The sequence below is a fragment of the Paraburkholderia fungorum genome (assembly GCF_046026025.1).
Classification (GTDB): domain Bacteria; phylum Pseudomonadota; class Gammaproteobacteria; order Burkholderiales; family Burkholderiaceae; genus Paraburkholderia; species Paraburkholderia fungorum_E.
In genome coordinates, this window is record NZ_JAQQFL010000018.1 from 135,926 (window position 1) to 161,809 (window position 25,884).

Below are 25,884 nucleotides of genomic sequence, written 5' to 3' on the forward strand. Positions count from 1 at the left end.
AATCAGCCCAACACGATAGACGGCAGCAACCAGGGTGCATTCGCTTCGATGATGGGCAGGAAGCGTTTCTTCAGCAACTGCACGCTGTCCTCGGCGAGTTGCTGCGGCAGCAATCCGAGATCGTCCTGGCGGGCGACCATGGTGAGTTCGCGAAAGAACTCCTCGCCGGGAATCGGGATCAGGCGAAACGCCTGAGAAAATTTATTGCCCGGTGTCAGTCCGGACTGCAACAGGCACAGCGGTGTTGTGATGGTCCAGCCGGCATTGGCCATCACCAGTTGCATGATCGCAAACGAATTGTCGAGTTGCAGGCGCAAAGGCGGTTGAACGCCCCATTTCTCCAACTGGGTTTCGATACTGCGGCCAATCACAGTGGTATTGCTGTAGCGAATGAAGTCGTCTCTGACCAGCAGGCTGCGCAGAGATGGAACGGGTCCTTTGAAGTCGCCGGGCAACACCAGTACAAACGGTTCGCGCAAGATGCGCTGGCGGTACAGCAAAGGGTTTTTTAACACCAGATCATCGGAAACAATGATGTCCACCCGCCTGGACAGCAATGCTTCGGCATGCTGATGGGACTGGCCGGTGACCATCGACCAGTTCGTGGTGCGCTGCCGTATTGCGCTCAACAGTTCGGCGCCGATGCTGGTGGCCATGGAGTCGACCAGTGCAATGCGAATGTGTTTGAGCGGTTCGCCGGAAGGCTTGTGAAACTCCTGACTCAAATGCCTGGCGTCGTCGAGCAGCGTGCAGGCGCGGTTATAGAACTGGCGGCCCGCGGGGGTCAGCAACGGAGGCCGTTGCGAGCGATCCAGTAGCTGGAGATTGAGTGCCTGCTCCAGGTTCGATAGCGTTTGAGAGACTGAGGATTGCGTGATGCTGAGCCGTTGACCTGCTGCCGTCATGCCGCCGGATTCGACGACAAGCACGAAGACTTCGAGCGCCTTCAGATCGAAATGAATGCCATTTTGCATAAGACCGCCTGATTAACCGCGACGGCAAGTGGCCGCGAGCGCGAGGGTGCTGTATCCCGGGGTAGTGTACCCACTGTTGGCCTGGGTGCAAAAAGCGACATCGGAATCGGATAGACAAGCCTATGACTTTCTCGTCTGCAGCTTCAGAGCCCGACGCGGCTTATGAAGTGCCGTTTTTGGGCACCACGGAGCCCGAGCTGCCTAACGGGTTTTGTATCGACACCCGGGTCGCCAGCGACGCCGACGAGCAGGCGAGAAATCTCTCCGGCTGGCGGCAGACTTACGACCAACTCACGCCCGGCGTTTTCTCAGGCAGCGTGAACGAGTTGCGCCTGCCGCATATGACGATATTCTGCGAAACCACCAGTCACGCGCTGAGGCAAACCTGCGAGGTCGGTTCCGACGCCTACTGGTTCGGCATTCCATTGAAAAATGAAGGCCAGGCTTTGATTGACGGCCATCTGATCGCCGACGATGCGCTGGCCGTTATGCGTGGCCGGGACGAATTCGAATTAGTGACGGCGAGCGAGTACCGGATTCTGGGCGTGGTGATGGCGGACGCCGAATTACGCGCGCATGCCGATGAGGTCGAACGGATCTATTTTTCCGACGAAGTGCTGAGCCGGCAAATTCTGAATGTCGGCGCATCGCGCAAGACCAGCTTGTGCAGTACGTTAAACATGCTTTTGTTGACCGCGGAAACGGACCCACAGCCGTTCTCCGCCACGGCGAGCAGCAATTTGCGGTCTTCCGTGCTGGCTATGTTGTTCGATCTGCTGGGCTCTTTGCAAACAGTCGACCTGCCGGAAAGCCGTTCGAAGTCGGATCGCTACTGGATCGTCATGCAGGCACGCGACTATATTCTGGCGCATCGTGACCGCCCGATTGCGGTGCCCGAGTTGTGCCGTCAATTCCACGTGAGCCGGCGTACCTTGCAATACTGCTTTGAAGAGACCTTGCGCATGACCCCCGTGTCCTATCTGCGAGCGATCCGGCTCAATGGTGTGCGGCGCGATTTGAGTTCGGCACGGGCAGGTCCGCCAAGAACGGTGCAAAGCGTGGCTGCCGACTGGGGCTTCTGGCATTTGAGCCAGTTCGCGACAGACTATCGCAAGCTTTTCGGCAAGCGACCTTCGGAGTCGTTGCGCGACGCGCTGATGAACTAGGTTACCTGTACTCCGCTGTTGAAAAAAACGAGAGGAAGTGGGCGGTTGTCGATCGGTCTTGAAGCTTCGCGACTACTGACGTGAGTCCCTTGTCTGACGCAGAAGAAGGTCCGCTGCCTGCCAGGCTCGCGTCGCAACGGTTGAGTCACCGAATGCGCGGGCTTCGATCGTCGCGCCGTCCAGCAGCATCAGGCAGACGCCGGCTAACTGGTCCGCCGTCTGCGGCGGTACGATCTCCCGAAGAATTTCGCCCATCCAGCCCTGCAATTTCTCCCGGTAACGAAGCGCCACTTCGGACACCTTGGGATAGGCGGGGCCGAATTCGGCAAGGGCACGTTCGAACAGGCATCCGGCAAATTCAGGACTCTCGAACCATGTTTCGTACCACTCAAAGATGCCTTTCAGCCGGGAGGTAGCGTCTGACAACGGCGCCAGCCGCTGCTCAATGCCCTCGACGATAACGCTGTAGCGCTGCTCCAACACTTCCCTGATCAGATCTTCCTTACCCGAAAAGTGGCGATACATGGTCATTCGCGCGACACCCGATTCGTCAATGATCCAATCGACGCCCACGGGATAAAAGCCATGCTTTGAAAACAGCTCTGTCGCCTTGATCACTATCTGCTGGCGCTTGTTCACAGACATCCTTTTCCCTCCTTGCAGGCGAATTAACAATTTTAGCATCTGAGAACCGCACAGGTTGGCCGGGTGACCCTACGCCCGAGCCGGGCGTACCAACGGCGAGTCGAAAAACACCGCGTCAGTCAACTTTATGCTCCGCGGGTCTGAAAATAAACCCAACACGGCTTCGTTGACATCAATGTAGAACGATCTATATACTTCAGATAGATAAGACTTTTTCTCACCGAAAAAATTAACCTTAGGCTTGCCGTGCAAACCGCCCCAGTATTTTGTGCGAAGCCGGGATATCCACCTTCCAATTTGATCCACGGCCTCCGGAGAGTATAGGTCGGGTTCACAGGTGTCAATGCGCGAATATCGCGCACCTGAACCGCGTTTGAAGGCGGGTGGAACACGCATCGCTATCGTTAACAGGACTTATAGAACTTATCTGTCCGGCATGCGAAAGCACTTGCGATTACCACCAATGGCGGTTGAATCCAATAACAACCAAAAGCAACAGGAAGATCATGTTCAAACAGACTGTGGTTTCCCTACTTCTCGTCGGGCTATCAGCATGCAACACGGTGACTGACTCGGTGATGGACTCCAAACCCGTCGGATCCGCGATGGGCGCAGATAAATTCAAAATCGATTACTTGCGCGCCAATCTTATTGCTGGAAAGACGACCCAAGCTGATGTTCGCCGCACCTTTGGCGAACCTCAAAGCACCGACTCCTATCTGGATAACCCTGACGGCCGATGGGATTACCGCAACTCGACATCTCAGGATACCTTCGGCTTCCTGCTCAACCACCTTCCAACACTGGGTACGGCAGATGACCTGGCAAGGAATGCGGTAGCAGGGCATGAGCCGAGCTACGGTGTGATGATCTACTTCCATAACGGTGTCGTAAAAAGCTTCTCGCCGCTAAGTCCGAAGGGAAAGGGATGACATTCTGGGGCTTTGTGTTTGATAGCCCGATGGTTCTGTCCGACCACATTGTTCAAATATTTGACCCGCCGAACCTTGATGGGCACCTCGCGCGGGACAGCAGCCTTGCGCCCCTGGCTCGGTAAAGGTGTCTCCATGAGTATTAGTTTGCTTAAGCTCGATCGGGCTTTCCGAACCAAGGGCGCCCCTTTTGAGAGAAAGATAATGCTGACAGGAAAGCTGACATTGTTATTGGCGACTATCGCCGCGTTGGCCCTCACGGGCTGCATGGGCCTTTCACCTTATTCACCGACGCGCAACGCTATGGATGCCCTGGTCGGCCATAACATCAAGGAAATGCTGCCGAGCTGGAAAGGGGCGACACCCGCCAGCTATCGCGCCAACGCCCAGGAAAATGCCTATGTCTATACCTTTGGCTACCATCCGGGGCATTACGTTACCCAAGGGTACCGGACTCTGGTCGCCCCTAACATTATCGAGGAGGGCTCCTACGATGATTATGTGCCGACCAATACGGATTGCGTGATGACATTCTTTACCGACCGGTCCGGAACCATCACGCGCTACATTATGAAAACCAATGGTGCGATAAACAACAATTCGTGCGGACACTATGTGAGCGGATGGGGCTTCTAGTAAAGATAGTCCCTCGCCAAAATGCCGCCGATTGTAGAAAAGGCCCGCACGGCAAAAAGCGAGTTGGCGAAAAAAATACTTCTGTGCAGGCGTGCCCGGAGTAGTGAGTGTTGCCGGCGCGGAACTCATCATTCGATTGCCCGTCACCGGCGCACATTCAGCGACGGTCACAACACGTTGCCCAATTCATCTCGTCGAAGATCGCGCCGGGCATGTTCGGCCTTTGTCATCAGGAGCATCGTTATGCAGTTGAGTCATCGGTTTCGTCGTGCCATGTCAGCGGCCTTGCTCGTGGTCGCAATCGGCCAACCCGCATTCGCTGCCGATGTGCAGCGCGGCCCATCTGCCGCCGATCTGGCAAGCCTGCGCAATTACCCTTTAACGGCCAGTTTCCTCGAAAAATGGCTGACGATCGCGGCAGACCCCAAAGCGCCGGTCAAGTCGCTGGACCTGACGTCGCTGAATCAGGACGGCAAAGCGATGTCGCTCGATGCGATGACCGCCACGCTCAACGCCCGGCCCGGCATCACCGCCTATCTCGCGAGCCAGGGGTTGACCGGCCACGACTACGTTCTCGGCGGCTCGGCGCTGATGATGGCCACCTTCGAAGACATCAGGCAGCTGCATCCGGAAATGTCCAGCAACGGTACCGCTGGTGTGTCGATGACGAGCCCGGCGAATCTGGCGTTCTATCGCCAGCACAAGAAGGAAATCCATCTGGCCATGCAGGCGGCGGGGCGGCAGCAGTTGCAGGCCGATATGGCTAGAAACGGCGGGAATATGACGCCCGACAAGATTGGACCCTGCCTGAAACTCGCGATCGTGAGTGTCGGCCTGGCAGCGATGGCCGAACCAGGAACGGACAAAACGACGCCGGAAACGCACCTGAAACTCGCACAGAGTTTCAACGATATCTCCACGACACTGAAACAGAAAAACCTGCGCGACGACGTCAGCGATATGGCCGATGAAATCCGGCTCCAGGCCAACGCGTCTCACCTGACGCCGACGCCTAAGTTCACGCACGGTTTCAATGACATGATCGCGTGGCTCAATACACAGTGTTATTGAGCGCGGCTGCCCATTGCGTTGCTTCTGTCCGGGCGCTGATCGACACCTTGCCAAGTGAGTGTTCCTGAATCGGGCGCCCGTCGCGGCTCGGCCATGAAGTGTCGCCCAGCTTCTTCGCTGCCCGTGCGTTTGAACGTCAACTCATGGGGAACAGGCGCCCTGTCGAATCGACGTGGCGTCATCCAATTTTGGCGGCATGCCCGACTACGATCCGCCAATAGGCACCAGATTGTCTCCACAGTCGCGTGTAAGCGAACGTGCCGTCGAACGGGGTTGGTCCGAAGTGACCACTGAGCGTAGCCTTCGTGGTCACCGCAATCATCTCGCCGATGGGGTGGATTCTGGTTTCATACAGATCCAGTTGATCCAGACGCAAAAGCTTGCCACGGTGAACGGATAGATCGTCATCCTTCGATAGAATCTGCCCATCGGGGCCGGTGAAAATCAGATCATCATCCAGCAGGTCAGTGAGCGCTTCGACGTCGTTGGTAAGCATCGCTGTCCGAAGTGATGCTTCATATCGGTTGATGAACGTTACGTCATCCATATTTGATTCTCCCATCGCAACACATGCTATTGAGGTTAGTAGTAGCTTACTGCCTGATCGCAGTCAATGGTCGCCCCGAGCGAATACTTTCGCATCAGCGCGTGAGTTCAGGAAGCCTGATCAAATCATCTGGTAATCATGCAATACATACGCGTGTGACATGACTAAACCAGCGGCGCGCATCCAGATACGAGAACGATCTATGTGCGTCCTCTTACGCGCTGTTCGCGGCCGCCTGCTCCTCGCGCGCATACTGCGTAGGCGGCCGGCCGACGTGCCGCGTGAACGCAACGCTGAAGGTGCTGGCGGAGCTATAGCCGACACGCTGCGCAATCTCGGCAATACGGCCGACGTTCCTGCGCAGCAGGTCCTTCGCGAGTGCCATGCGCCAGGTGAGCAGATACTCCATCGGCGCGACGCCAACCGCCCGGCTGAAGCGTTCGAAAAAAGTCGAGCGCGAGAGCGCGGCCTCCTTCGCGAACTCAGCAACCGTCCAGGCGTGCGTCGGACGTTCGTGCATTCCGCGGATCGCGACCGCAAGGCGGCTGTCGGAGAGCCCGCGTACCAAACCCGGCGACGCATTCGTTCCTGCCATGGACCGCAGCGCCTCGATCAGCAGCACTTCCAGCAGTCGCGAGAGAACAACCTCGCGCGCCGGCCGCTGCTCGCGTGATTCCTCTCGTACAAGCTCCACGAGCGTAGCCAGCCGCCGTTCGCCGCGAACATGCACGAGTTGCGGCAGCAGCGAGACCAGCAGCGACGCATCCGGTGAACCGAAGCTGCAGTGACCCGCCATCATTCGCGCGTCGATCGGGCTGTCCGGGGCGCCGATTCTGAATTCGCCGTTGCCGAGCGCGACGGGTGCGGCCGTCTCGACGCCCGGCGGCGGCGGCTCGAGGCTGGACATCGCGACGCCGTAGGCCGCGGGAATCAGGACGAAGTCACCCGACAGGAGTTCGATCGGCTCATGTCCGTCAATCGCGATGCGGCACCCGCCCTCGAGGATCACGCAATAGAACGGCTGGCCGGCATCCGAGCGGCTGATGCGCCAGGGGCTGGCGCCGTGGACGAGTTTGGAGAACCGGGCACCCGGCTGCAGCAGCATCACGACTTCGGCTAACGGATCGATCATCGCCGGACTCCTGCAAATGAAATTCGGATTTTTTATTGTAGCAAGTACGGTCTCGGCGATCTATCGTAGGGGCACCCCTCACCCCAGCAACCCTGTTGCATGGGACCGGAGTCAGTGCTCTGCACCAGCTCCGATCGACATTGGAGTTTTCATGAAAACCGTCCTGATCACCGGCTGCTCTTCCGGATTCGGCCTCGAGACCGCCCGCCTCTTCCTCGCCCGCGACTGGCAGGTCGTCGCCACGATGCGCACGCCGCGCGCCGACGTGCTGCCGCCTTCAGACCACCTGCGTGTGCTGGCGCTCGACGTCACGGACCCGGAGAGTATTCGCCAGGTTGTCGAAGCCGCAGGCCCAATCGACGTCCTCGTCAACAACGCGGGCTTCGGCGCGGCCTCTCCCGCCGAACTCGTCCCGCTCGCGACAGTGCGCGAGGTGTTCGAGACCAACACCATCGGGACGATCGCATTGACGCAAGCGGTATTGCCACAGTTTCGGCAGCGCAAGGCCGGCGTTGTCGTGAACGTCACGTCGAGTGTGACGCTAAAGGCGCTACCACTGATTGCCGCGTACCGCGCGAGCAAGGCGGCGGTGAACGCGTTCACCGAGTCGATGGCGCTGGAACTCGAGCCGTTCGGCGTACGGGCACATCTGGTTCTGCCGGGTCGCGCGCCGGACACCCGCTTTGGCGAGAACGCGCGCGCCCACATACACGGCTTCGATCACGACGCCTATGCCGAACTTGCCAGGAACGTTCTTGCCAGACTGGGGGATGCGTCCGCCCCGATCACGCGGGCCGAGGACGTCGCCGAGGCCGTGTGGCGCGCGGCGACCGACCCGTCATCCCCGATGCGCATTCCGGCCGGCGCCGACGCCGAAGCATGGGCAGCCGAGGCTCGCTGACCGACCAGCGCAATCGTTAGCGAGGAGCCCGTAGTTCGCAGATTGCCCCGTTTTGTCAGGCGGCGGCATTCCGCCGCTCACTGCCTATCTGCGCTGTAACGTTTGCGCGACTGGGGACAGCGGGGAGCGGCGATTCAACGAGCAGTTGGCAGCCAGACAGCACGCTCCGATCAACAACGCGACCAGGATCGCAATCACGAGTTGATAGGTCAGGATGGTGGTCAGCGCATGGGTATGGGCAAGCCATACCAACCAGCCTAGCGGACCGAGCGCCGCGCCGAATGCCGCTACACCGAACAAGCCGAGGATGACTCTCATGGCAACGTCCTCTTCAGGATGTCAAACGGATACTCCACGGCGGATTATCTGCCAGAACCCGCCAGGTTGTCCGTTGCTTGCGTGCACTGAAGGCTCGCGCAAAATACCTGTGCAATAGGGAACGTCGGTCAACGCCCCAGCGCACGCGCAAGAGCGACCATCCCCGACTCGATTGCATCGCTGTCGACAGACGCAAAACCTGGCACCAGCCCCGGCGGCGCCGGGCGGTCGATCGCAGATGGAGGGCGGAGCACCCGTCGACTACGTGAGTGAACAAACGTGGTTCGAGCCGCCGCGCAACCAGCGTCGCGGGGTCCTCAGCGATCTCGCCGGACTTCATCCCGCTGCCAAAGATGACTGCATCCGCTTCGCTGGCAAACTCCAACGGTTTCTGAGCCTCGACGTGTGGTCACTATGGTGTGCGTCAAGCAAAGTGCTACGTTCATTGGACCGCGCAAGGCTCATCGGAATAGAGCACGTTCAACTGTGACAGCTCTTCCATAAATTCATTCTTAAGCTCCTGCGGCCCTATGATTTTCAGATTTGAACCGTATCCCAGCAGCTTACGCGCGCCGTGTTCGATGGATTCGATGGGCATCAAAAATTCCTTCCATCCCGATGGCACCTCCGCACTGCCAGCACCCTGCAAAACGGGAGCGGTTTTAATGCGCGCGTTGGCCAACCAATTCTCGCCGCGCGGCGACACGGCGATATGTGCCGTCAACCGATAAAGATCGGTCTCGTACCGGTTCATGGCATCACGCCAGTGCTTCGTCAGGTCAAATCGCGCAGGACGCTTGAAACGGCGGCCGGAGGACTTGAGTTCACTAATATTCGCCAGCCGAAAGGTCAGTGCGCCGGGCCTGCCCACCACCTTGGCAATCAGATACCAGGTGCCGCCCTTGAGCACCAAACCGAGCGGCTCAAGTTCACGGTGGGATAAACCTTGCCAACTCTCATACGTCACTTCAATACGATACGAGCTCCACACGGCATTGGCGACTTCACGCAGAAATAACGGCGTTTCTTGCGCCCGGTACCAATCCACAGTGTCAATGTGCAGCCGGCTGGCGACACGATCAGCCTGCTCGCGCGAGTCCGGAGGCAGGCTGGCAATCATCTTTAGCCGCGCAGAGCTTGCCATGCCGTCCAGGCCCAGTTCGGTCGCGGGCCCAGGTAAACCGGCCAGAAACAGCGCGTGCGCTTCATGCGCCGTGAGCCCTGTGAGATCGGTACTCCAACCTTCGCGCAATTGAAATCCCCCATTGCGGCCTCGATCCCCCCAAATGGGCACACCAGCCGTGGAAAGCTGATCGATATCGCGCAAGATCGTGCGCTCTGAAACCTCCAGTGCCTCAGCCAAAGCCGGTGCGGTCATACGCCCGCGCGCTTGCAGCATCATCATGATCGACAAAAGGCGGCTGGCCTTCATAAACGACACCTCATTTCAAATACATGACATAAGGTGTCATGTTAACGGACCTATTATCTGCCACATCCCTCATCCGCGCGATCAACGATCAACGCGCAGGTCAAGCCAGGGAGAGAGCGTTCACGAGAAGCAACAAGCAGTTGGTATGACGGTCATGGGGCAATTCCGTGACCTCGACAATCCGGATCTCTTCAATCGATTCGGATAACACATTATTATTTCGCCCAACATCAAGGCGAACCCCGAAGGCGATCAGGATCGCGCCGCATGAAATCCATTGAAGAGAGACAAATGAAAATAATTTCCGGTCCGCTCAGCATGTTCGGTGCCAAGGTCGAGATTGCGGCGCACGAGAAAGGCATCGACTTCGAACTGGTGATGACCCCGTTTGACCCGCTGCGCGGTTACGATCCCAAACATCCGGATGTATTGCGCGTCAATCCGAAGCATCAGGTGCCGGTACTGATAGACGGCAATCTGGAGATTTTCGACTCCACGCAAATATTTGAGTATCTTGAAGACCTGAAGCCCAATCCCGCCTTATGGCCGGCGCATCGAGAGACACGCGCCATGGCGCGTCAGCTCGAACACTGCAGCGATGAAATCTATTTCCCCCACATTGTCCGACTCATGGGGCTTGAACATGCACCGGACGATCCTGCGGCGCAGACTGCGCGCAGCGAAGCGTGGCAATATTATCGGCGCATGGAACGAGTTCTTGCGAATCGGGAATTTCTGGCCGGAACCTATTCCTATGCCGACATTGCGTTTTACATGGCGCAGTTGTTCGGCGCGCGCAAGGGCGCGCCAATAGCAGGAGAGACGCCCAACCTGCTGGCCTGGCGTGACCGAATGACCGCACGTCCCGCCGTGCGAAAAGTTGCGGGTGCTATGGCGGGATATCTTGCCTCGATTGGAAGTGTGGTCCCCGATTTTCTTCAAGAACTTATTCCGTCCGTGTAATCGAAGACCAGTACGCCTTGCGGGGCCAGCAACGGGTCGATCAGTTGCTTGCGCTGCAGCAATTGCTTCCAGCGTCTGTCGCGGGCTGATTCCGTAGGATCGAGGTCTCCACGGGCTGTTGCAGGTCGACCTTTGTCTTTCGCCTATCCGCTGCGATATCCTCGACGGAGGCGAACGGTTAACGCGGGTGCGCCGTTCGCAATTTTTTCGACGCTACCTGTCCGTCAGCATGCGGCCCAAGCGTCATTGTGATGGCGGCTAATGTAATTCTCCCGCCCTAACCCCATGACGGAGGCTCATATGCAATACCTATTGATGATCTATTCGGAAGAAAACGGCTGGAACCGGATGACCGACAGCGAGCGGCAGCAAGGGGTTGCCGCGTATCAGGCGTACACCGAATCGCTGAAAAAAGCAGAGGTGCTGGTGGGCGCCAACCGGCTGCAGAACACGAACACGGCCACCACGGTGCGGCTCGTCGACGGCAAGCCGCAGGTGCTTGACGGACCGTATTCCGATTCGAAGGAGCAGCTCGCCGGCTACTACCTGATCGACGTGCCCAACCTGGACGCGGCAATCGCGTGGGCGTCGCGTTGTCCCGGTGCGGCGCACGGCCTCATGGAAGTGCGCCCGGTCTGGACTGCCCCCTACGACGCACCATCTGCTGCATGAGTTCGTCCGGCGGCGGCGGGCGTAACGCCGACGGCGCCGCGCATGCAATTGCCGAGGCGGTCGCGCGCCGCAGTTACGGCAAGCTCGTCGCGCTGCTGGCGATGCGCACGCGCGACGTCGCCGCGGCCGAGGACGCGCTCGCCGACGCGTTTGCGGCCGCGCTCGCGGACTGGCCGGCGCGCGGCTGCCCCGCGAATCCCGAAGCGTGGCTATTGACGGTCGCGCGCCGCCGGGCGCTCGATGGCGCGCGTCATCGCCGTATCGGCGACGAAGTGACGAACCAGCTCGCGATCCTCGCCGACGAGATCGACGAGCGTGAAGCAGGTATGTTGCCCGACCGGCGGCTTGCGCTACTGTTCGCGTGCACGCACCCCGCGCTCGAGGCCGCGATCCGCACACCGCTGATGCTGCAGGTGGTGCTGGGGCTCGAAGCGAAGACGATCGCGTCCGCGTTCCTGATGTCGCCCGCCGCGATGGCCAAGCGCCTCGTACGGGCGAAGAACAAGATCCGCGGCGCGGGTATCCCGTTCAGCGTACCGGAGCGCGAGGAGTTGCCCGACCGGCTCGCCGCGGTGCTGGAAGCGGTCTATGCAGCCTATGCGCAAGGGTGGACCGATCCGGTCGGCGGCGATACCGAGCGACGCGATCTCGCCGGCGAGGCACTGTTTCTTGCCAATTTGCTCGTCGACCTGCTGCCCGATGAGCCCGAGACGCTTGGCCTGCTCGCACTGATGCTGTACGCGCAGTCGCGCAACGATGCGCGACGCGATGCGGCCGGCGACTACGTGCCGCTGTCGGCTCAGAACCCGGCGACGTGGAATGCGCCGATGATCGACGCAGCCAACGCACTGCTGCGGCGCGCGAGCGCATTCAACGCAATCGGACGCTTTCAGCTCGAGGCCGCGTTGCAGTCGGCGCACGTCCACCGCTGCCAGACGCATCGCCCGAACTGGGACGAAGTCGTGCAACTTTACGATGCGCTGCTCGCGATTGCAGCGTCACCGGTGGTCGCGGTGAACCGCGCGCTCGCGCTGGCGGAACGCGACGGCCCGCAAGCGGCGCTCGACGCGCTCGAGCCGTATGCGGACGATCCACGGCTGGCCGACTACCAGCCGTATTGGGCCGCGCGCGCCGATCTGCTCGCGCGTGCCGGTGCGAAGACGCAAGCGCTCGGCGCGTACGACCTCGCGATCGGACTCGAGCACGATCCGGCCGTGCGCCGATTTCTGCAGCGCAAGCGCATTGAGTTGTTGTCGGCGAAAAGCTAGTCCGGCGTCAGCAGAGCCGTTGGCATCAAAAAAACGCGACATGGCCGTATACCCCCACTCCCTATGATAGACTTGCGACCTTGATATACCCCATAGGGGTATTTGGAGAGCGCACGATGAGTCACACGGTCCAGGAAAAACAGAAGCTTCTCAATAGGGTCCGCCGCATCAAGGGACAGGTCGAAGCCATCGAGCGGGCGCTCGAGGAAGAGCACGGCTGCTCGGACGTGCTGCAACGGATCACCAGTTGTCGCGGCGCGATGAACGGTCTGCTTGCGGTTGTGCTGGAAGACCACATCAGGAACCACCTCGTCGACGCGGAACATGGCGAGGAAGAGGGTGTCAGCGCGACGGAACAACTCATCGAAGTTGTTCACAGCTATTTCAAGTAGAGTTAAAAATGAGCGATTTCAAAAACGCCGCATTCGGCGCAGGACATGACCACATCTTTCTGGGTGTGGGTCACGAAAAGAACGAGCGCAAGACGTGGGCCGTGATTGCACTGTGCAGCGCGATGATGTTGATTGAAATCGTCGGCGGCAGCATGTTCGGTTCGCTGGCGCTCGTCGCCGATGGTCTGCATATGTCGACGCATGCGGGCGCGATGCTGATTGCCGCGCTTGCGTATACCTACGCGCGCAAGCACGCCAGCGACTCCCGCTTCGTGTTCGGTACCGGCAAACTGGGCGACCTGGCAGGGTTCACGAGTGCCATCGTGCTCGCGATGATTGCCGTGCTGATCGGCTACGAGGCGGTGTCGCGATTTCTGTCGCCGGTACCGATTCATTTCGGTGAAGCAATTCCCATTGCGGTGGTCGGCCTGCTTGTCAACCTGGCGAGCGTATGGCTACTGAGCGGCGGCGATCACGGACACAGTCACGGTCATAGCCACGGACACGGTCATGATGACCACGCTCACGAAGAGGATCTGCAGAAGATCTTCGCCCCATCCGGCGTGTTTGCCGTTTCCATCTTCGAAGACGGCGTGCCCCCCGTTTTCCGCATGACGCCGGCGACGGAGAATTCACGGCTCGATGCTGCTGGGGTTTCGATTACGACGGTGCGGCCCGATGGGACACAACAGGTATTCGCGCTGGCGGACCGTGGCGGCTATCTGGAATCGAAGGAAGACATTCCTGAACCACACGCCTTCAAGGCCATCGTGCGCATGCCCGACGGCGAGTACCAGGTCGAATTCGAAGAACACGCACATCAAGACGACGCGCCCGAAGCAGCGGCCCGCGACCATAACATCCGGTCCGCGTACATCCACGTGATGGCGGATGCGGCGGTCTCCGTGCTGGCTATCATCGGCCTCGTATTGGCACGCGCATTTGGCTGGCTCTGGATGGACCCGCTCGCCGGTATCATCGGCGCGCTGGTGATTGCAAACTGGTCGTACGGCCTGATGCGCGACACGGGCGCAATTCTGCTCGACATGAACGCCGACCGGCGTATGGCGGAGAATGTGCGTCATGCTATCGAGGACCGCGGCGACAAGGTCGTCGACCTGCACGTGTGGCGGGTGGGTCCAGGTCACATGAGCGCCGTGGTGTCGGTGGCAACCGGTGAACCCCAGCGCGATTCGCGCTTCTATCACACCGTACTCGAGCGCTTCAAGGGGCTGTCGCATGTCACCGTTGAAGTGCAATCGCCCCACGCGGCGGCCTGACTCACGGCAGTCAAGTCACCGCGCTTCAGCGTACGTCTCCTTGCATACCTGGCACAACGATTCGACGAACAGAGTCTGTGCCGCGGAGTGCGAACCTTCTGAGCGGGTGAACAGCGCGATGGGCGGAAGCGTCCATTCGAATGAGTAGGGCACGATTGCGACACCCGCAATGCGAACCAGTTCTTCGGCGATATCCGAGGGAACGATCGACACGGCCTCTTCGCTTGAAGCAATCATTTCGCCGATGAGTTTGGCCGAGTAACTCTCCACCACGGGCACCGGCGGTGCCGTGCCCGCGGCGAGAAACAGGTCGGTCACCTGCTCTCTCATCGGCGTATGAGGCGCGCCGAGAATCCAGTCCAGCGTCAACAGCCTCGTCCAGTCGAGCTTCGTGCGCGCCAGTTTTGCGGCGAGTCGCCGGTTCGCGATCAACCGCGGTTGCTGCCGGAACAGGACTTGAAAGCTGACCTGTTTCAGATCGACCGATGCCGCCGCCCGTCCGATCACAATGTCGACGGTATGGTCCTGCAACTGCCGCAATAGCTGATCGCTGGTGCCCTCGTGGATGGTCACAGTCAGGCGCCGCTCCATGCCCGATTGCAGCCGCTTGAGTGCCGCCGAGAGCATCTGGCCGGAGATAAACGGAATCACGCCGATGTGCAGGTGCGCCGCATGCCCCGAAGCAACGGCCTTCATGTCGCGGGCAAGATGGTCGAGATCGTGGATCATCGCCCGGGCCCGTTCGAGCACAACCGCACCGAGTGCGGTGGGCAGCATGCCGCGCGAGGAACGCTCGAACAGCGGCGTGCCGAACATGCTTTCCAGTTCGGCCAAGGCATTGGTCACGGCCGGCTGACTGCTGGCCATGTGTTCCGCGACGCGCGTCAGCGAGCCGTGCTGCTGGATTTGCAGCAACAGCACGAGGTGCCGCATCTTCAGACGCGCGCTCAGCCGCCTGACTATGTCGTTCGACTCAAATGTCATTGACGGTCAACGCACCCATCACAAAAAAATGATGGACCGATATTAAAACAAAATCATCTGCTTATGGCAGCGCTCTAGAATCGCCTCAATCGATCGCGCTGGACTCTCCCGGCGCACCTAACGAGGCGCAGAACACCATGAAGCAGACCGAGACCGATCAGCAAGCCGCGTTCGACTACCACGAATTTCCGACACCCGGAAAGATCTCCGTGGTGGCAAGCAAGCCGCTTGTAACCCAGCGTGATCTGGCGCTTGCCTACACGCCGGGCGTCGCCAGCGTCTGCGAAGCCATTGCAGCGGACCCGCTGCAGGCGCATCGCTTCACGAGTCGCGGCAACCTCGTCGGCGTGATTACCAACGGCACCGCCGTGCTGGGCCTGGGGAACATCGGCGCGCTGGCTTCCAAGCCCGTGATGGAAGGCAAGGCCGTGCTATTCAAGAAGTTTGCCGGCATCGACGTGTTCGACATCGAGATCAACGAGACCGATCCGGACAAGCTGGTCGAGATCATCGCCGGGCTCGAACCCACCTTTGGCGGCATCAATCTCGAGGACATCAAGGCGCCGGAGTGCTTCATCGTCGAGCGCAAGCTGCGCGAGCGCATGAAGATCCCGGTCTTCCACGACGATCAGCATGGCACGGCCATCACGGTATCCGCGGCCTTTATCAACGGACTGAAGGTCGTGGGCAAGGCCATTTCGGAGGTCAAGGTGGTGACGTCGGGCGCGGGCGCGGCGGCTCTCGCCTGTCTTGATCTGCTTGTCGATCTGGGGCTGCCGGTAGAAAACATCTGGGCAACCGACATTGAAGGTGTCGTCTATCGGGGACGTACCGCACTGATGGACCCGGACAAGATGCGCTTCGCCCAGGAAACCGGCGCACGCACGCTTGCCGACGTTATCCAGGGGGCGGATGTGTTCCTCGGGCTCTCGGTAGGGGGCATTCTGAGCGCGGACATGCTGAAAGCGATGGGTCCACGTCCACTCATTCTCGCGCTGGCCAATCCCACGCCGGAAATCTTTCCTGAGCTGGCTCACGCCACGCGAGACGATGTCGTCATCGCCACCGGCCGCTCGGACTACCCGAACCAGGTCAACAACGTCCTGTGCTTTCCCTACATCTTTCGCGGCGCGCTGGACGTTGGCGCTACGACCATCACACGCGAAATGGAAATTGCGGCGGTGCACGCAATCGCCGGTCTCGCGGAAGAGGAGCAGAACGACGTTGTCGCCGCCGCGTACGGTGCCTATGACGTGGCATTCGGTCCGCAGTATCTGATTCCCAAGCCGTTCGATCCACGTCTGATCGTGCGGATTGCACCGGCGGTCGCGAAAGCCGCGATGGAAGGCGGAGTGGCGACACGTCCGTTGCCGGACCTCGCCGCCTATGTCGAACAGTTGCAGCAGTTCGTCTACCACTCCGGCGCCTTCATGAAGCCGCTGTTTTCGACCGCGAGACGGCTCGTGCGCGACGGTGGCAACGCGCGCATCGTCTTCACGGAGGGCGAAGACGAACGCGTGCTGCGAGCCGTACAGGTGATCGTCGACGAGAAGCTCGCGCGGCCGATTCTGGTGGGGCGTCCGGAAGTGCTGTTGGCGCGCATCGAGCGATTCGGTTTGCGGCTGCGACTCGGGCAGGACGTTGAAGTGACCAATCCGGAATACGACGAGCGTTTTCCACAGTACTGGACAACGTACTGGGAATTGATGTGCCGCGACGGTATCACCAAGGAAATGGCGCGTGTCGAAATGCGGCGCCGCCTGACCCTGATCGGCGCGATGATGGTACGGCTCGGAGACGCGGACGGCATGATCTGCGGCACGGTTGGCGCGTATCACGACCATCTGCGCTTTGTCGATCAGGTGATCGGCAAGAAGCGCGGCGCGCAAACCTACGCGGCCATGAACATTCTGCTGCTGGATCAGCGTACCGTGGCGCTGGTGGATACCCATATCAACGACGATCCGAGCGCGGAGCAGATTGCCGAATTTACGATTAGCGCGGCGAGGCAGATGGCGTGGTTGAACCTCGAGCCCAAGGCCGCCTTGCTGTCGCGCTCGAACTTCGGTGGAGGCGGCGCGGCGTCGGGTGTGAAAATGCGCCGGGCGCTGGAGATCGTGAGAGAGCAGGCGCCGGAGCTCGAAGTCGACGGCGAGATGCATGGCGACTGTGCGCTCGACGAGGTATTGCGCTCACGAATCTTGCCGACATCGCCGCTCAAAGGCGCCGCCAATCTGCTGGTCTGTCCCAACGTGGATGCGGGCAACATTGCCTACAACCTGCTCAAGACCGGCGCGGGCAGCAACGTGGCAGTGGGCCCGTTTCTGCTGGGCGTCAACGCGCCGGTGAACATTCTCACGTCCAGCTCTACGGTCCGGCGAATCGTCAATATGGCGGCGTTGACCGTGATCGAGGCGAATCGCGCCCAGTAGGCACGTTCTGCCGCTCACTACCCTGCCCCAACGTTTCCTGCAGAAAGGCGATGAAACTTGCCAGCTTCGGCGGCATATGGGCATCGGGCAAATGCACCACCTGGACCGGCCAGGTCGGTGCCGGCCAGTCGGGAAAAAGACGCACGAGCCGGCCGGCATCGAGATCTTCCTGCAGCATCACCTGCGGTTGAAGGACGATCCCCAGTCCCGCGATGGCGGCCTCGCGTAGCGCCAGGCCGCCATTGACATCGAGACGGCCCCGAACCGTTACGCGCTCCACACCATTGCCGTCGGGGCGTGGGAAGCGCCACTCCCGTTCGGGTCCCGTCTCGACCATAAAAGCCAGGCAGTTGTGCTGCGCCAGATCGGCGGGCGCCTTCGGGTGCCCATGGCGCGCCAGATAGGCCGGCGACGCGCAGGCGATACGCGGCGAATGGGCCAACGGCCGCGCAATCAGGCCCGAGTCCGGCAGCACGCCGGCGCGGATGGCAGCGTCGAAGCCTTCTTCCGCCAGATCGACGAAGCGGTCGCTAAGGGACAGCTCGACCTGGACCTCGGGATAGCGGTCGAGGTACACGGCAAGCGCCGGTACGAGCACACGCGTGCCATAGATAACCGGGCAACTCACCCGCAACCGGCCACGCGGGCTGCTCTGCATTTCTCGCGCATCCAGCTCCGCGGAATCCACCAGCGCCAGAATTTCGAGGCATCGCGCGTGATAGCGCTTGCCAAGTTCAGTCAGGCTTTGACGCCGCGTGGTGCGATTCAGCAGCCGGCCTTCGAGGCGCCGCTCCAGCTCGCGAATATGGTTGCCGACCATCGTGGGCGTCATACCGCTGCCTTCGGCCGCAGCGGTGAAGCTGCCGCGTTCGACCACGCGTGCAAAGATCTCCATGCTGCTGAATCGATCCATTCGCAATCTCTGTTAAGGAGTGTTCGAAGAAATAGTGGGTTTATCAAGTCAGGCTAAAGAATAATACTCGGGTCCTGGCTCCACTCACAATCCACAGCGAGAACTCTCCATGACTATTGCAAGCACGAACCTTCAGCATCAACACGTCGTCCTGCTCGGCGGCACCTCGGGAATCGGTCTTGCCACGGCCCAGGCCGCGCTGGCAGCCGGCGCCTCGGTGAGCGTGGTTTCATCGCGCAGTGAGCGCGTCGCCGATGCCGTCGCCAGACTCGGCGACCGGGTCAAGGGATATGCCGTCGATCTGAGTAACGAGTCCGCGGTGCGCGAGTTGTTCGGACAAGTCGGCGCGTTCGACCATCTGGTCTACAGCGCGGGGGATTCGTTGCGAACCGGCGCGCTCGCCGACATGAGCCTCGATACGATCCGTCAGGTTTTCGACGTGCGAGTCTTCGGCGCCATTGCCGCCGTCAAACATGCGGCGCCGTATCTGCGTCCCGGCGGTTCCGTGGTGTTGACCAGCGGCATTGCGAGCTTGCGGCCGCAAAAGGGTTGGGCGGCGCTGGCCAGCGTCTGCAGCGCGATGGAAGGTCTCACACGGGCACTCGCGGTGGAGCTGGCGCCCATTCGCGTCAACCTCGTGAGTCCTGGTTTGGTGCGCACGCCGCTGTGGGACGACTTGCCCGAATCCGAGCGCGAGGCGCTCTACGCCGCGAGTGGCGCTGCCCTGCCGGTGGGTCGTGTCGGCGAGGCGGAGGACCTTGCGCAAACTTACCTCTATCTGATGACCAATCGCTATGCCACGGGACAGACTGTCGTCGTGGACGGAGGTGGTGTGCTGGTTTGATGGCCTTCGTGACGGGGGGCGCGTAGATGCGTGATCAACAAGACACCCACAACGAACCGCTGCGCCGCAAGCGAAGCTTCCTCGCTCCAGTTCAGCGCTCGCGTATACCCTTTGAACGACCTTATGCGACCTTATGTATCAACATCAGCGCATACTCGTAGTGCTGCGATCCGATCCTGTGATCATGAGACAGCGTCCATCCCCGGACGCACGGCCAGCGTCAGTACTGCCTGGGCCTGTCCATGAAAACAACGAATCTGCCCCGCCGTTCGGAAGCGCCCACATTAGTGCTCGCGCCTGCATCGCCCGCTTGCGTCGTTGAGGACGTGCGCGCGGCGCTGTTACAAAGTGAGATGCGTTACAGAATCCTTCTGGATGATTTTCCGGTGGCAATCTATTGCTGCGACGCCCAGGGGAAGCTGACACTCTTTAACGCCGCGGCCGTCCAGCTTTGGGGGCGATCGCCTGAAATTGGCTCGGATTCGTGGTGCGGATCACACAGGATGTTCACGGTGGATGGCCATCCGCTTCCGCTTGATCGCTGCCCCATGGCACTTACCCTTCTCGAACAGCAGGACGTCGCTGTCGCCGAGGCCATTGTCGAGCGGCCTGACGGCTCGCGCCGCAACGTGCTGGCTCATCCCCGCCTGCTGATCGATCCCAGTGGAGAAACGCTCGGTGCAATCAATATCGTCATTGACATTACCGAACGCAAACACCTTGAAGAACAGCTAAAGGACGCCGATCGGCGCAAGGACGAATTTCTGGCGATGCTCGCTCATGAACTGCGCAACCCGCTCGCTCCAGTTCGCTCCGCCGTCGAAGTACTTAAATCTGGACGACCATCGGACATACAAATATCGCAGGCAGTGAAGGTGATCGATCGCCAGACGACACATTTGACGAGTATCGTTGACGATCTGCTCGATGTGGCGCGCATCAAGCATCGGCGCGTTACGCTGAACAAAACCAGCGTTGAGCTTGCCGAGGTGCTGGCCGACGCGATCGACATCGTTGCGCCCGAAATTGCCATGCGTGGATTGCGCCTCACTGTCGAGCAGCCGACGCACGCCGTACCGCTGCATTGTGATCGCACGCGCCTTGCCCAGATGCTGGGCAATCTGCTCAACAACGCAGCAAAGTACAACCGCGCGAAAGGAGCGATCTTCCTGTGCGTGACGGTGGAAGGCGAAGACCTTATTGTGACGGTCCGGGATACAGGCATTGGGATTGAAAAATCGATGCTCGGCCAGGTGTTCGATCTGTTCACGCAAGATCAGAATGGCGCCACTCAGCAAAATGGCGGACTCGGGATCGGTTTATCCGTGGTGAAGGCGATGGCTGAGATGCACGGGGGATCTGTCTCGGCGGCCAGCGACGGCGAAGGGTGCGGCAGTGAGTTCTGCCTGCGCTTACCCATCGTGACAACAGGCGCGCAGCTTTGTTTGGTCGTGCCTGTCGCAGACAGTGCCGGACCGCAAAGGATCATGATTGTGGACGACAATCTCGATGCGGCCGACGCAATGAAAATGCTGCTTGAACTCTATGGACACCAGATAACGCTGGCAGGGGACGCTGATGCCGCGCTGTTCGCCGCCAGGAGCGTCATGCCTGATGTGTTTTTAATTGACATAGGATTGCCAGGCATGGACGGTCACGCACTTGCGAGCGAACTTCGCGCTCTGCCGTGCGACAGACGTCCACGCATGATCGCGGTGACAGGGTTCGGTCAGCAAGACGATCGACAGCGCTCCCTTGCGGCCGGGTTTGACGATCACCTGATCAAACCAGTCGGCCTCGCCCCTCTACTTAAAAGTCTGGTGCCCAACACGTGTCAGAACGTCAGGGGGTAGGGCTGATGCCGCGCTATCCACCGCCAACTCACTCCCCCGGCACCCTCACCCACCCTTCCATCAACACCCGCGCGCTCCGGCTCATGATCGCCTTGGTGACCGTCCACTCACCGCCTTCCTCGCGAGCCTCGGCCCCCACGCGCAACGTCCCGGACGGATGCCCAAATCGCACCGCGTCCCGCGCCCCGCCACCCGCGGCGAGATTCACCAGGGTCCCCGAAATCGCCGCCGCCGTCCCGATCGCAACCGCCGCCGTCCCCATCATCGCGTGATGCAGTTTACCCATCGACATCGCCCGCACCAGCAAATCGACGTCGCTCGCGGCAACCCGCTTGCCGCTGGAAGCAACGTAATCGGCAGGCCTCGCGACAAAAGCGACCTTCGGCGTATGCTGCCGCGTCGCGATCTCATCGATACTCCCGATCAGCCCCATCCGCACCGCGCCATGCGCGCGAATGGTTTCGAACATCGCCAGCGCCTTGTCGTCGCTATTGATGGCGTCCTGTAGTTCGGTGCCCTTATAACCGATCGCTTCCGCATCCACGAAGATGGTCGGAATACCGGCGTTGATCATGGTCGCCTTCAGCGTGCCCACACCTGGCACGTCGAGGTCGTCAACCAGATTCCCTGTGGGGAACATCGCACCGCCGGCGCCCTCTTCTTCAGCAGCCGGGTTCATGAATTCAAGCTGAACCTCAGCAGCCGGAAACGTCACGCCGTCGAGTTCAAAGTCGCCCGTTTCCTGAACCGCGCCATCGGTCATTGGCACATGCCCGATGATCGTCTTGCCGATATTCGCCTGCCAGATTCGCACCACAGCCACACCGTTCTGCGGAATCCGGCTCGCGTCGACAAGACCCGCGCTAATCGCAAACGGCCCCACGGCGGCAGAAAGATTCCCGCAATTGCCGCTCCAGTCGACGAACGCCTTGTCGATGGAAACCTGGCCGAACAGATAATCCACGTCATGATCCGGCTTGCTGCTCTTCGCGATGATGACCGTCTTGCTCGTGCTCGACGTCGCCGCGCCCATGCCGTCGATCTGCTTGCCATACGGATCGGGGCTGCCAATCACACGCATCAGCAGCGCATCACGCGCGGCGCCCGGCACTTGAGCCGCCTCCGGCAAATCCTTCAGCCGGAAGAACACGCCTTTGCTGGTGCCGCCGCGCATGTACGTCGCCGCAATCTTGATCTGAGGTTTGTGGGCCATGAAAATAGTGTCCTGATGAGAGAAGCTCAAAAGCCTTAGGCCGCAGCCTTCGTCGATTCAAGAAAGTCCTGTGCAAAGCGCTGCAGCACACCACCGGCTTCGTAGATCGACACCTCTTCCGCGGTGTCGAGGCGGCAAGTCACCGTCACCTCCACGCGCTCACCGCTCTTGCGATGAATCACGAGCGTGAGATCGGCGCGCGGCTTGCGTTCGCCGATTACGTCGAAGGTCTCGGTACCGTCGATCGCGAGCGTCAGACGATTCACGCCAGGTTTGAATTCCAGCGGCAACACACCCATGCCCACCAGATTCGTGCGGTGAATCCGCTCGAATCCTTCGGCAACAATCGCTTCGGCGCCCGCCAGCCGCACGCCCTTCGCCGCCCAGTCACGCGACGAACCCTGACCATAGTCGGCCCCGGCAATCACGATCAGCGGCTGCTTGCGCTCCATGTAGGTTTCGATCGCTTCCCACATGCGTGTCACCTTGCCTTCCGGCTCGACGCGCGCCAACGAACCGGCCTTCACCTTGCCGTCTTCCAGCACCATCTCGTTCTTCAGCGTCGGGTTCGCGAAGGTGGCACGCTGCGCGGTCAGGTGATCGCCACGGTGGGTTGCGTATGAATTGAAATCCTCTTCCGGCAAGCCCATTTTGGCGAGGTACTCGCCCGACGCGCTGTCCGCCAGAATCGCATTCGAAGGCGACAGGTGGTCGGTCGTGATGTTGTCGCCCAGCACCGCCAGCGGGCGCATACCCTTGAGCGTGCGTTCACCGGCAAGCGCGCCTTCCCAATACGGCGGACGGCGAATGTAAGTGCTCATCGGACGCCAGTCATACAGCGGATCGGCCTTCTCACCGGTATCGACAGAAACGGCGAACATCGGCTCATACACTTTGCGGAACTGCTCCGGCTTCACACTCGAAGCAACGATCGTGTCGATCTCTTCGTCCGACGGCCAGATGTCCTTCAGCCTGATCGCGTTGCCGTCGGCGTCGACGCCCAGCACGTCCTTCTCGATATCGAAGCGGATCGTGCCCGCAATCGCGTAGGCCACCACCAGCGGCGGCGAGGCGAGGAAAGCCTGCTTCGCATACGGATGAATACGTCCGTCGAAATTACGGTTGCCGGACAGCACCGCCGTGGCATACAGATCGCGATCGACGATCTCCTTCTGGATCACCGGATCCAACGCACCCGACATGCCGTTGCACGACGTGCACGCATACGCGACCACGCCGAAGCCCAATTGCTCCAGTTCCGGCAACAGGCCCGCCTCTTCCAGATACAGCGTGACCGCCTTCGACCCAGGCGCGAGCGACGTCTTCGCCCACGGCTTGCGGATCAATCCGCGCCGATTGGCGTTACGCGCCAGCAAACCGGCGGCAATCATGTTGCGCGGATTGTTGGTGTTCGTGCAGCTCGTGATCGCGGCGATGATCACCGCGCCGTCCGGCATCAGACCCGGCTCGTTCTCCACCTTACCGCTGACACCACGCACGGCCAGTTCGGAAACCGGCAAACGGCGATGCGGGTTCGACGGCCCCGCCAGCGTGCGCACCACGGTAGACAGATCGAACGTCAACACGCGCTCATACTCGGCGTGCTTCAGCGTAGCGCCCCACAAGCCGGTTTCCTTCGCATAGGTCTCGACCAGCTTGACGAGTTCGTCGTCGCGGCCGGTGAGCTTGAGATACTTGATGGTCTGCTCGTCGATGTAGAACATCGCCGCCGTCGCGCCGAACTCAGGCGCCATGTTGGCAATCGTCGCGCGATCGCCGAGCGTCAGGTTGCCCGTGCCCGCGCCGTAGAACTCGAGGTACGCGCCGACCACTTTTTCCTTACGCAGAAATTCGGTCAGCGAGAGCACCACGTCGGTCGCGGTAATGCCCTCGGCCGGCTTGCCCGTGAGCTCCACGCCGACGATATCCGGCAGCCGCATATAGGACGCGCGGCCGAGCATCACGCTCTCCGCTTCAAGACCGCCCACGCCGATCGCGATCACGCCGAGCGCGTCCACCATCGGCGTATGCGAGTCGGTGCCGACCAGCGTATCGGGAAAGGCCACGCCGTCTTTTACCTGCACCACCGGGCTCATGCGCTCGAGGTTGATTTGATGCAGGATACCGTTGCCCGGCGGAATCACGTCGACGTTCTTGAACGCACGCTTGGTCCAGTTGATGAAATCGAAGCGGTCCTCATTACGGCGATCTTCAATCGCGCGGTTCTTCGCGAACGCATCCGGATCGAAGCCGCCGCATTCCACGGCGAGCGAGTGATCCACCACGAGCTGTGTCGGCACGACCGGGTTGACCATCGCCGGATCGCCGCCTTGTGCCGCGATCGCATCGCGCAGGCCGGCTAAGTCGACCAGTGCGGTCTGGCCGAGAATGTCATGACACACCACGCGCGCCGGGAACCACGGAAAATCCAGTTCGCGCTTGCGTTCGATGATCTGCTTGAGCGATGCGACGAGCGTCACCGGATCGCAGCGGCGCACGAGGTTTTCGGCCAGCACGCGCGAGGTATACGGCAGCTTGTCATAGGCGCCGGGCTGGATCGCATCGACGGCGGCACGCGTGTCGAAGAAATCCAGTTGGGTGCCGGGAAGGCGTTTGCGGTTGGCAGTATTCATGGCGTAGGGGACAAAACAATAATGATCCGGGGACAATGGCGGCAGCCGTGTTTCACGATCCGCTGCCCCTCTTTCAAGCGGCGCAACGCTTGCGCGTCAGCGTGTCAATCGGACAGTCTGTGTAGTTTAGCTTGCGGTGGCGCTCGCGGTAGCGCTTGCAGTAGCGCGCCGGCTTGCAGCGTGTTTCGTTGATGCGTCGCACAATGCACCACAACGCGTGCTGCAGCATGCGCTGCAAAAAACAGCCTTGGCTCGGGGTTCCAGCGAGCCAAGGCCCAACTTCATTGCGCCGCGCTCATGAGACGCAATGGAGGAGAAACGCGTGCGGCTTCATGCTTACACTGCAAACAGGCTCATACCCTTAGACGCGCTTGGCGAGCGGCACGAACGGCAGATCGTCGGGACCGGTGTAATTCGCGCTCGGCCGGATGATCTTGTTGTCGATCCGTTGCTCGATGATGTGCGCGCTCCAGCCTGCGGTGCGGGCGATCACGAACAGCGGCGTGAACATCGCTGTCGGCACGCCCATCATGTGATACGACACCGCGCTGAACCAGTCGAGATTCGGGAACATCTTCTTCGCATCCGCCATCACGGTTTCAAGCCGCTCGGCGATGTTGAACAGCTTCAGGTTGCCCGCTTCCTTCGAGAGCTGCTTTGCGACTTCCTTGATGACCTTGTTG

24 protein-coding genes and 1 pseudogene are annotated in these 25,884 nt (G+C 60.5%); 13 read left to right on the forward strand and 12 right to left on the reverse strand.

Translation table 11 applies throughout. The annotated features are described in order from the left end of the window. Window positions 1-2: 2 nt before the first annotated feature. Complete coding sequence (locus tag PQR67_RS20745) at window positions 3-974, reverse strand: LysR family transcriptional regulator (RefSeq protein WP_408463241.1); 972 nt, start codon at window positions 972-974, stop codon at window positions 3-5. A gap of 122 nt (window positions 975-1,096) precedes the next feature. On the opposite strand from PQR67_RS20745, the gene PQR67_RS20750 reads away from it, so the two are divergent. After that, complete coding sequence (locus PQR67_RS20750; protein WP_408463244.1) at window positions 1,097-2,140, forward strand: helix-turn-helix domain-containing protein; 1,044 nt, start codon at window positions 1,097-1,099, stop codon at window positions 2,138-2,140. Window positions 2,141-2,212: 72 nt separating this feature from the next. On the opposite strand, the gene PQR67_RS20755 is transcribed toward PQR67_RS20750, so the two are convergent. Beyond that, window positions 2,213-2,785: a TetR/AcrR family transcriptional regulator gene (locus PQR67_RS20755; RefSeq protein ID WP_408463247.1), complete on the reverse strand. Its 573-nt coding sequence runs from the start codon at window positions 2,783-2,785 to the stop codon at window positions 2,213-2,215. 506 nt (window positions 2,786-3,291) lie between these two features. On the opposite strand from PQR67_RS20755, the gene PQR67_RS20760 reads away from it, so the two are divergent. Beyond that, a complete protein-coding gene (locus PQR67_RS20760; protein ID WP_408463250.1) occupies window positions 3,292-3,717 on the forward strand; it encodes a hypothetical protein in 426 nt (141 codons plus the stop codon). Window positions 3,718-3,728: 11 nt separating this feature from the next. On the opposite strand, the pseudogene PQR67_RS20765 reads toward PQR67_RS20760, so the two are convergent. Beyond that, window positions 3,729-3,809 (reverse strand): annotated as a pseudogene (locus PQR67_RS20765) (IS6 family transposase); the annotation flags it as partial. Between PQR67_RS20765 and PQR67_RS20770 the strand changes: the two are divergent. Together PQR67_RS20770 and PQR67_RS20775 are read left to right on the forward strand one after the other, a co-directional pair. Continuing rightward, window positions 3,796-4,353 carry a hypothetical protein gene (locus PQR67_RS20770; protein ID WP_408463307.1) on the forward strand — a complete coding sequence of 186 codons (558 nt, stop codon included), beginning with the start codon at window positions 3,796-3,798 and terminating at the stop codon, window positions 4,351-4,353. The pseudogene PQR67_RS20765 and the gene PQR67_RS20770 overlap by 14 nt on opposite strands. Window positions 4,354-4,596: 243 nt before the next feature. Continuing rightward, a complete protein-coding gene (locus PQR67_RS20775) occupies window positions 4,597-5,424 on the forward strand; it encodes a hypothetical protein (protein WP_408463253.1) in 828 nt (275 codons plus the stop codon). Between the two features lie 178 nt (window positions 5,425-5,602). Here PQR67_RS20775 and PQR67_RS20780 read toward each other — a convergent pair whose 3' ends face one another. Together PQR67_RS20780 and PQR67_RS20785 are read right to left on the reverse strand one after the other, a co-directional pair. Continuing rightward, window positions 5,603-5,971 (reverse strand): nuclear transport factor 2 family protein, encoded by a 369-nt coding sequence (locus PQR67_RS20780; protein ID WP_408463255.1) that lies wholly within the window; start codon window positions 5,969-5,971, stop codon window positions 5,603-5,605. 214 nt (window positions 5,972-6,185) lie between these two features. After that, window positions 6,186-7,103: an AraC family transcriptional regulator gene (locus PQR67_RS20785; protein WP_408463258.1), complete on the reverse strand. Its 918-nt coding sequence runs from the start codon at window positions 7,101-7,103 to the stop codon at window positions 6,186-6,188. A gap of 151 nt (window positions 7,104-7,254) precedes the next feature. On the opposite strand from PQR67_RS20785, the gene PQR67_RS20790 reads away from it, so the two are divergent. Next, window positions 7,255-8,004, forward strand: a complete 750-nt coding sequence (locus PQR67_RS20790) for an SDR family oxidoreductase (protein ID WP_408463261.1) — start codon at window positions 7,255-7,257, stop codon at window positions 8,002-8,004. Window positions 8,005-8,088: 84 nt separating this feature from the next. Here PQR67_RS20790 and PQR67_RS20795 read toward each other — a convergent pair whose 3' ends face one another. After that, complete coding sequence (locus tag PQR67_RS20795) at window positions 8,089-8,322, reverse strand: hypothetical protein (RefSeq protein ID WP_147408560.1); 234 nt, start codon at window positions 8,320-8,322, stop codon at window positions 8,089-8,091. Window positions 8,323-8,764: 442 nt separating this feature from the next. Beyond that, window positions 8,765-9,754, reverse strand: coding sequence for a helix-turn-helix transcriptional regulator (locus tag PQR67_RS20800; protein WP_408463264.1), 990 nt, complete (start codon window positions 9,752-9,754; stop codon window positions 8,765-8,767). Between the two features lie 291 nt (window positions 9,755-10,045). Between PQR67_RS20800 and PQR67_RS20805 the strand changes: the two genes are divergently transcribed. From PQR67_RS20805 to dmeF, 5 genes are all read left to right on the forward strand, one after another. Continuing rightward, on the forward strand, window positions 10,046-10,717 hold the full coding sequence (locus PQR67_RS20805) for a glutathione S-transferase family protein (protein ID WP_408463306.1): 672 nt from the start codon (window positions 10,046-10,048) through the stop codon (window positions 10,715-10,717). 300 nt (window positions 10,718-11,017) lie between these two features. Then, the gene (locus tag PQR67_RS20810) at window positions 11,018-11,389 is read left to right on the forward strand and encodes a YciI family protein (protein WP_408463267.1); all 372 of its coding nucleotides are present in this window, start codon (window positions 11,018-11,020) and stop codon (window positions 11,387-11,389) included. Continuing rightward, a complete protein-coding gene (locus PQR67_RS20815) occupies window positions 11,386-12,657 on the forward strand; it encodes an RNA polymerase sigma factor (protein ID WP_408463270.1) in 1,272 nt (423 codons plus the stop codon). The genes PQR67_RS20810 and PQR67_RS20815 overlap by 4 nt, the downstream gene beginning before the upstream one ends. Window positions 12,658-12,773: 116 nt before the next feature. Continuing rightward, window positions 12,774-13,049, forward strand: coding sequence for a metal/formaldehyde-sensitive transcriptional repressor (locus PQR67_RS20820; protein WP_408463272.1), 276 nt, complete (start codon window positions 12,774-12,776; stop codon window positions 13,047-13,049). 8 nt (window positions 13,050-13,057) lie between these two features. Beyond that, the gene (dmeF, locus tag PQR67_RS20825; RefSeq protein ID WP_408463274.1) at window positions 13,058-14,329 is read left to right on the forward strand and encodes a CDF family Co(II)/Ni(II) efflux transporter DmeF; all 1,272 of its coding nucleotides are present in this window, start codon (window positions 13,058-13,060) and stop codon (window positions 14,327-14,329) included. Window positions 14,330-14,344: 15 nt separating this feature from the next. On the opposite strand, the gene PQR67_RS20830 is transcribed toward dmeF, so the two are convergent. Next, complete coding sequence (locus PQR67_RS20830; RefSeq protein WP_408463277.1) at window positions 14,345-15,313, reverse strand: LysR family transcriptional regulator; 969 nt, start codon at window positions 15,311-15,313, stop codon at window positions 14,345-14,347. Between the two features lie 137 nt (window positions 15,314-15,450). On the opposite strand from PQR67_RS20830, the gene PQR67_RS20835 reads away from it, so the two are divergent. Beyond that, a complete protein-coding gene (locus tag PQR67_RS20835; protein WP_408463280.1) occupies window positions 15,451-17,745 on the forward strand; it encodes an NADP-dependent malic enzyme in 2,295 nt (764 codons plus the stop codon). Here PQR67_RS20835 and PQR67_RS20840 read toward each other — a convergent pair. After that, on the reverse strand, window positions 17,699-18,658 hold the full coding sequence (locus PQR67_RS20840) for a LysR family transcriptional regulator (protein ID WP_408463283.1): 960 nt from the start codon (window positions 18,656-18,658) through the stop codon (window positions 17,699-17,701). The two genes, PQR67_RS20835 and PQR67_RS20840, sit on opposite strands and share 47 nt — an antisense overlap. 109 nt (window positions 18,659-18,767) lie before the next feature. Between PQR67_RS20840 and PQR67_RS20845 the strand changes: the two genes are divergently transcribed. Continuing rightward, window positions 18,768-19,502, forward strand: coding sequence for an SDR family oxidoreductase (locus PQR67_RS20845; RefSeq protein ID WP_408463285.1), 735 nt, complete (start codon window positions 18,768-18,770; stop codon window positions 19,500-19,502). Between the two features lie 242 nt (window positions 19,503-19,744). After that, window positions 19,745-21,355 carry an ATP-binding response regulator gene (locus PQR67_RS20850; RefSeq protein ID WP_408463288.1) on the forward strand — a complete coding sequence of 537 codons (1,611 nt, stop codon included), beginning with the start codon at window positions 19,745-19,747 and terminating at the stop codon, window positions 21,353-21,355. A gap of 28 nt (window positions 21,356-21,383) precedes the next feature. Here PQR67_RS20850 and prpF read toward each other — a convergent pair whose 3' ends face one another. From prpF to PQR67_RS20865, 3 genes are all read right to left on the reverse strand, one after another. After that, on the reverse strand, window positions 21,384-22,568 hold the full coding sequence (gene prpF / locus PQR67_RS20855; RefSeq protein WP_408463291.1) for a 2-methylaconitate cis-trans isomerase PrpF: 1,185 nt from the start codon (window positions 22,566-22,568) through the stop codon (window positions 21,384-21,386). Between the two features lie 35 nt (window positions 22,569-22,603). Beyond that, window positions 22,604-25,201, reverse strand: a complete 2,598-nt coding sequence (gene acnD, locus PQR67_RS20860; RefSeq protein WP_408463293.1) for a Fe/S-dependent 2-methylisocitrate dehydratase AcnD — start codon at window positions 25,199-25,201, stop codon at window positions 22,604-22,606. 361 nt (window positions 25,202-25,562) lie between these two features. After that, on the reverse strand, window positions 25,563-25,884 hold a 322-nt coding region (locus PQR67_RS20865), incomplete at its 5' end, for a citrate/2-methylcitrate synthase (protein WP_408463295.1).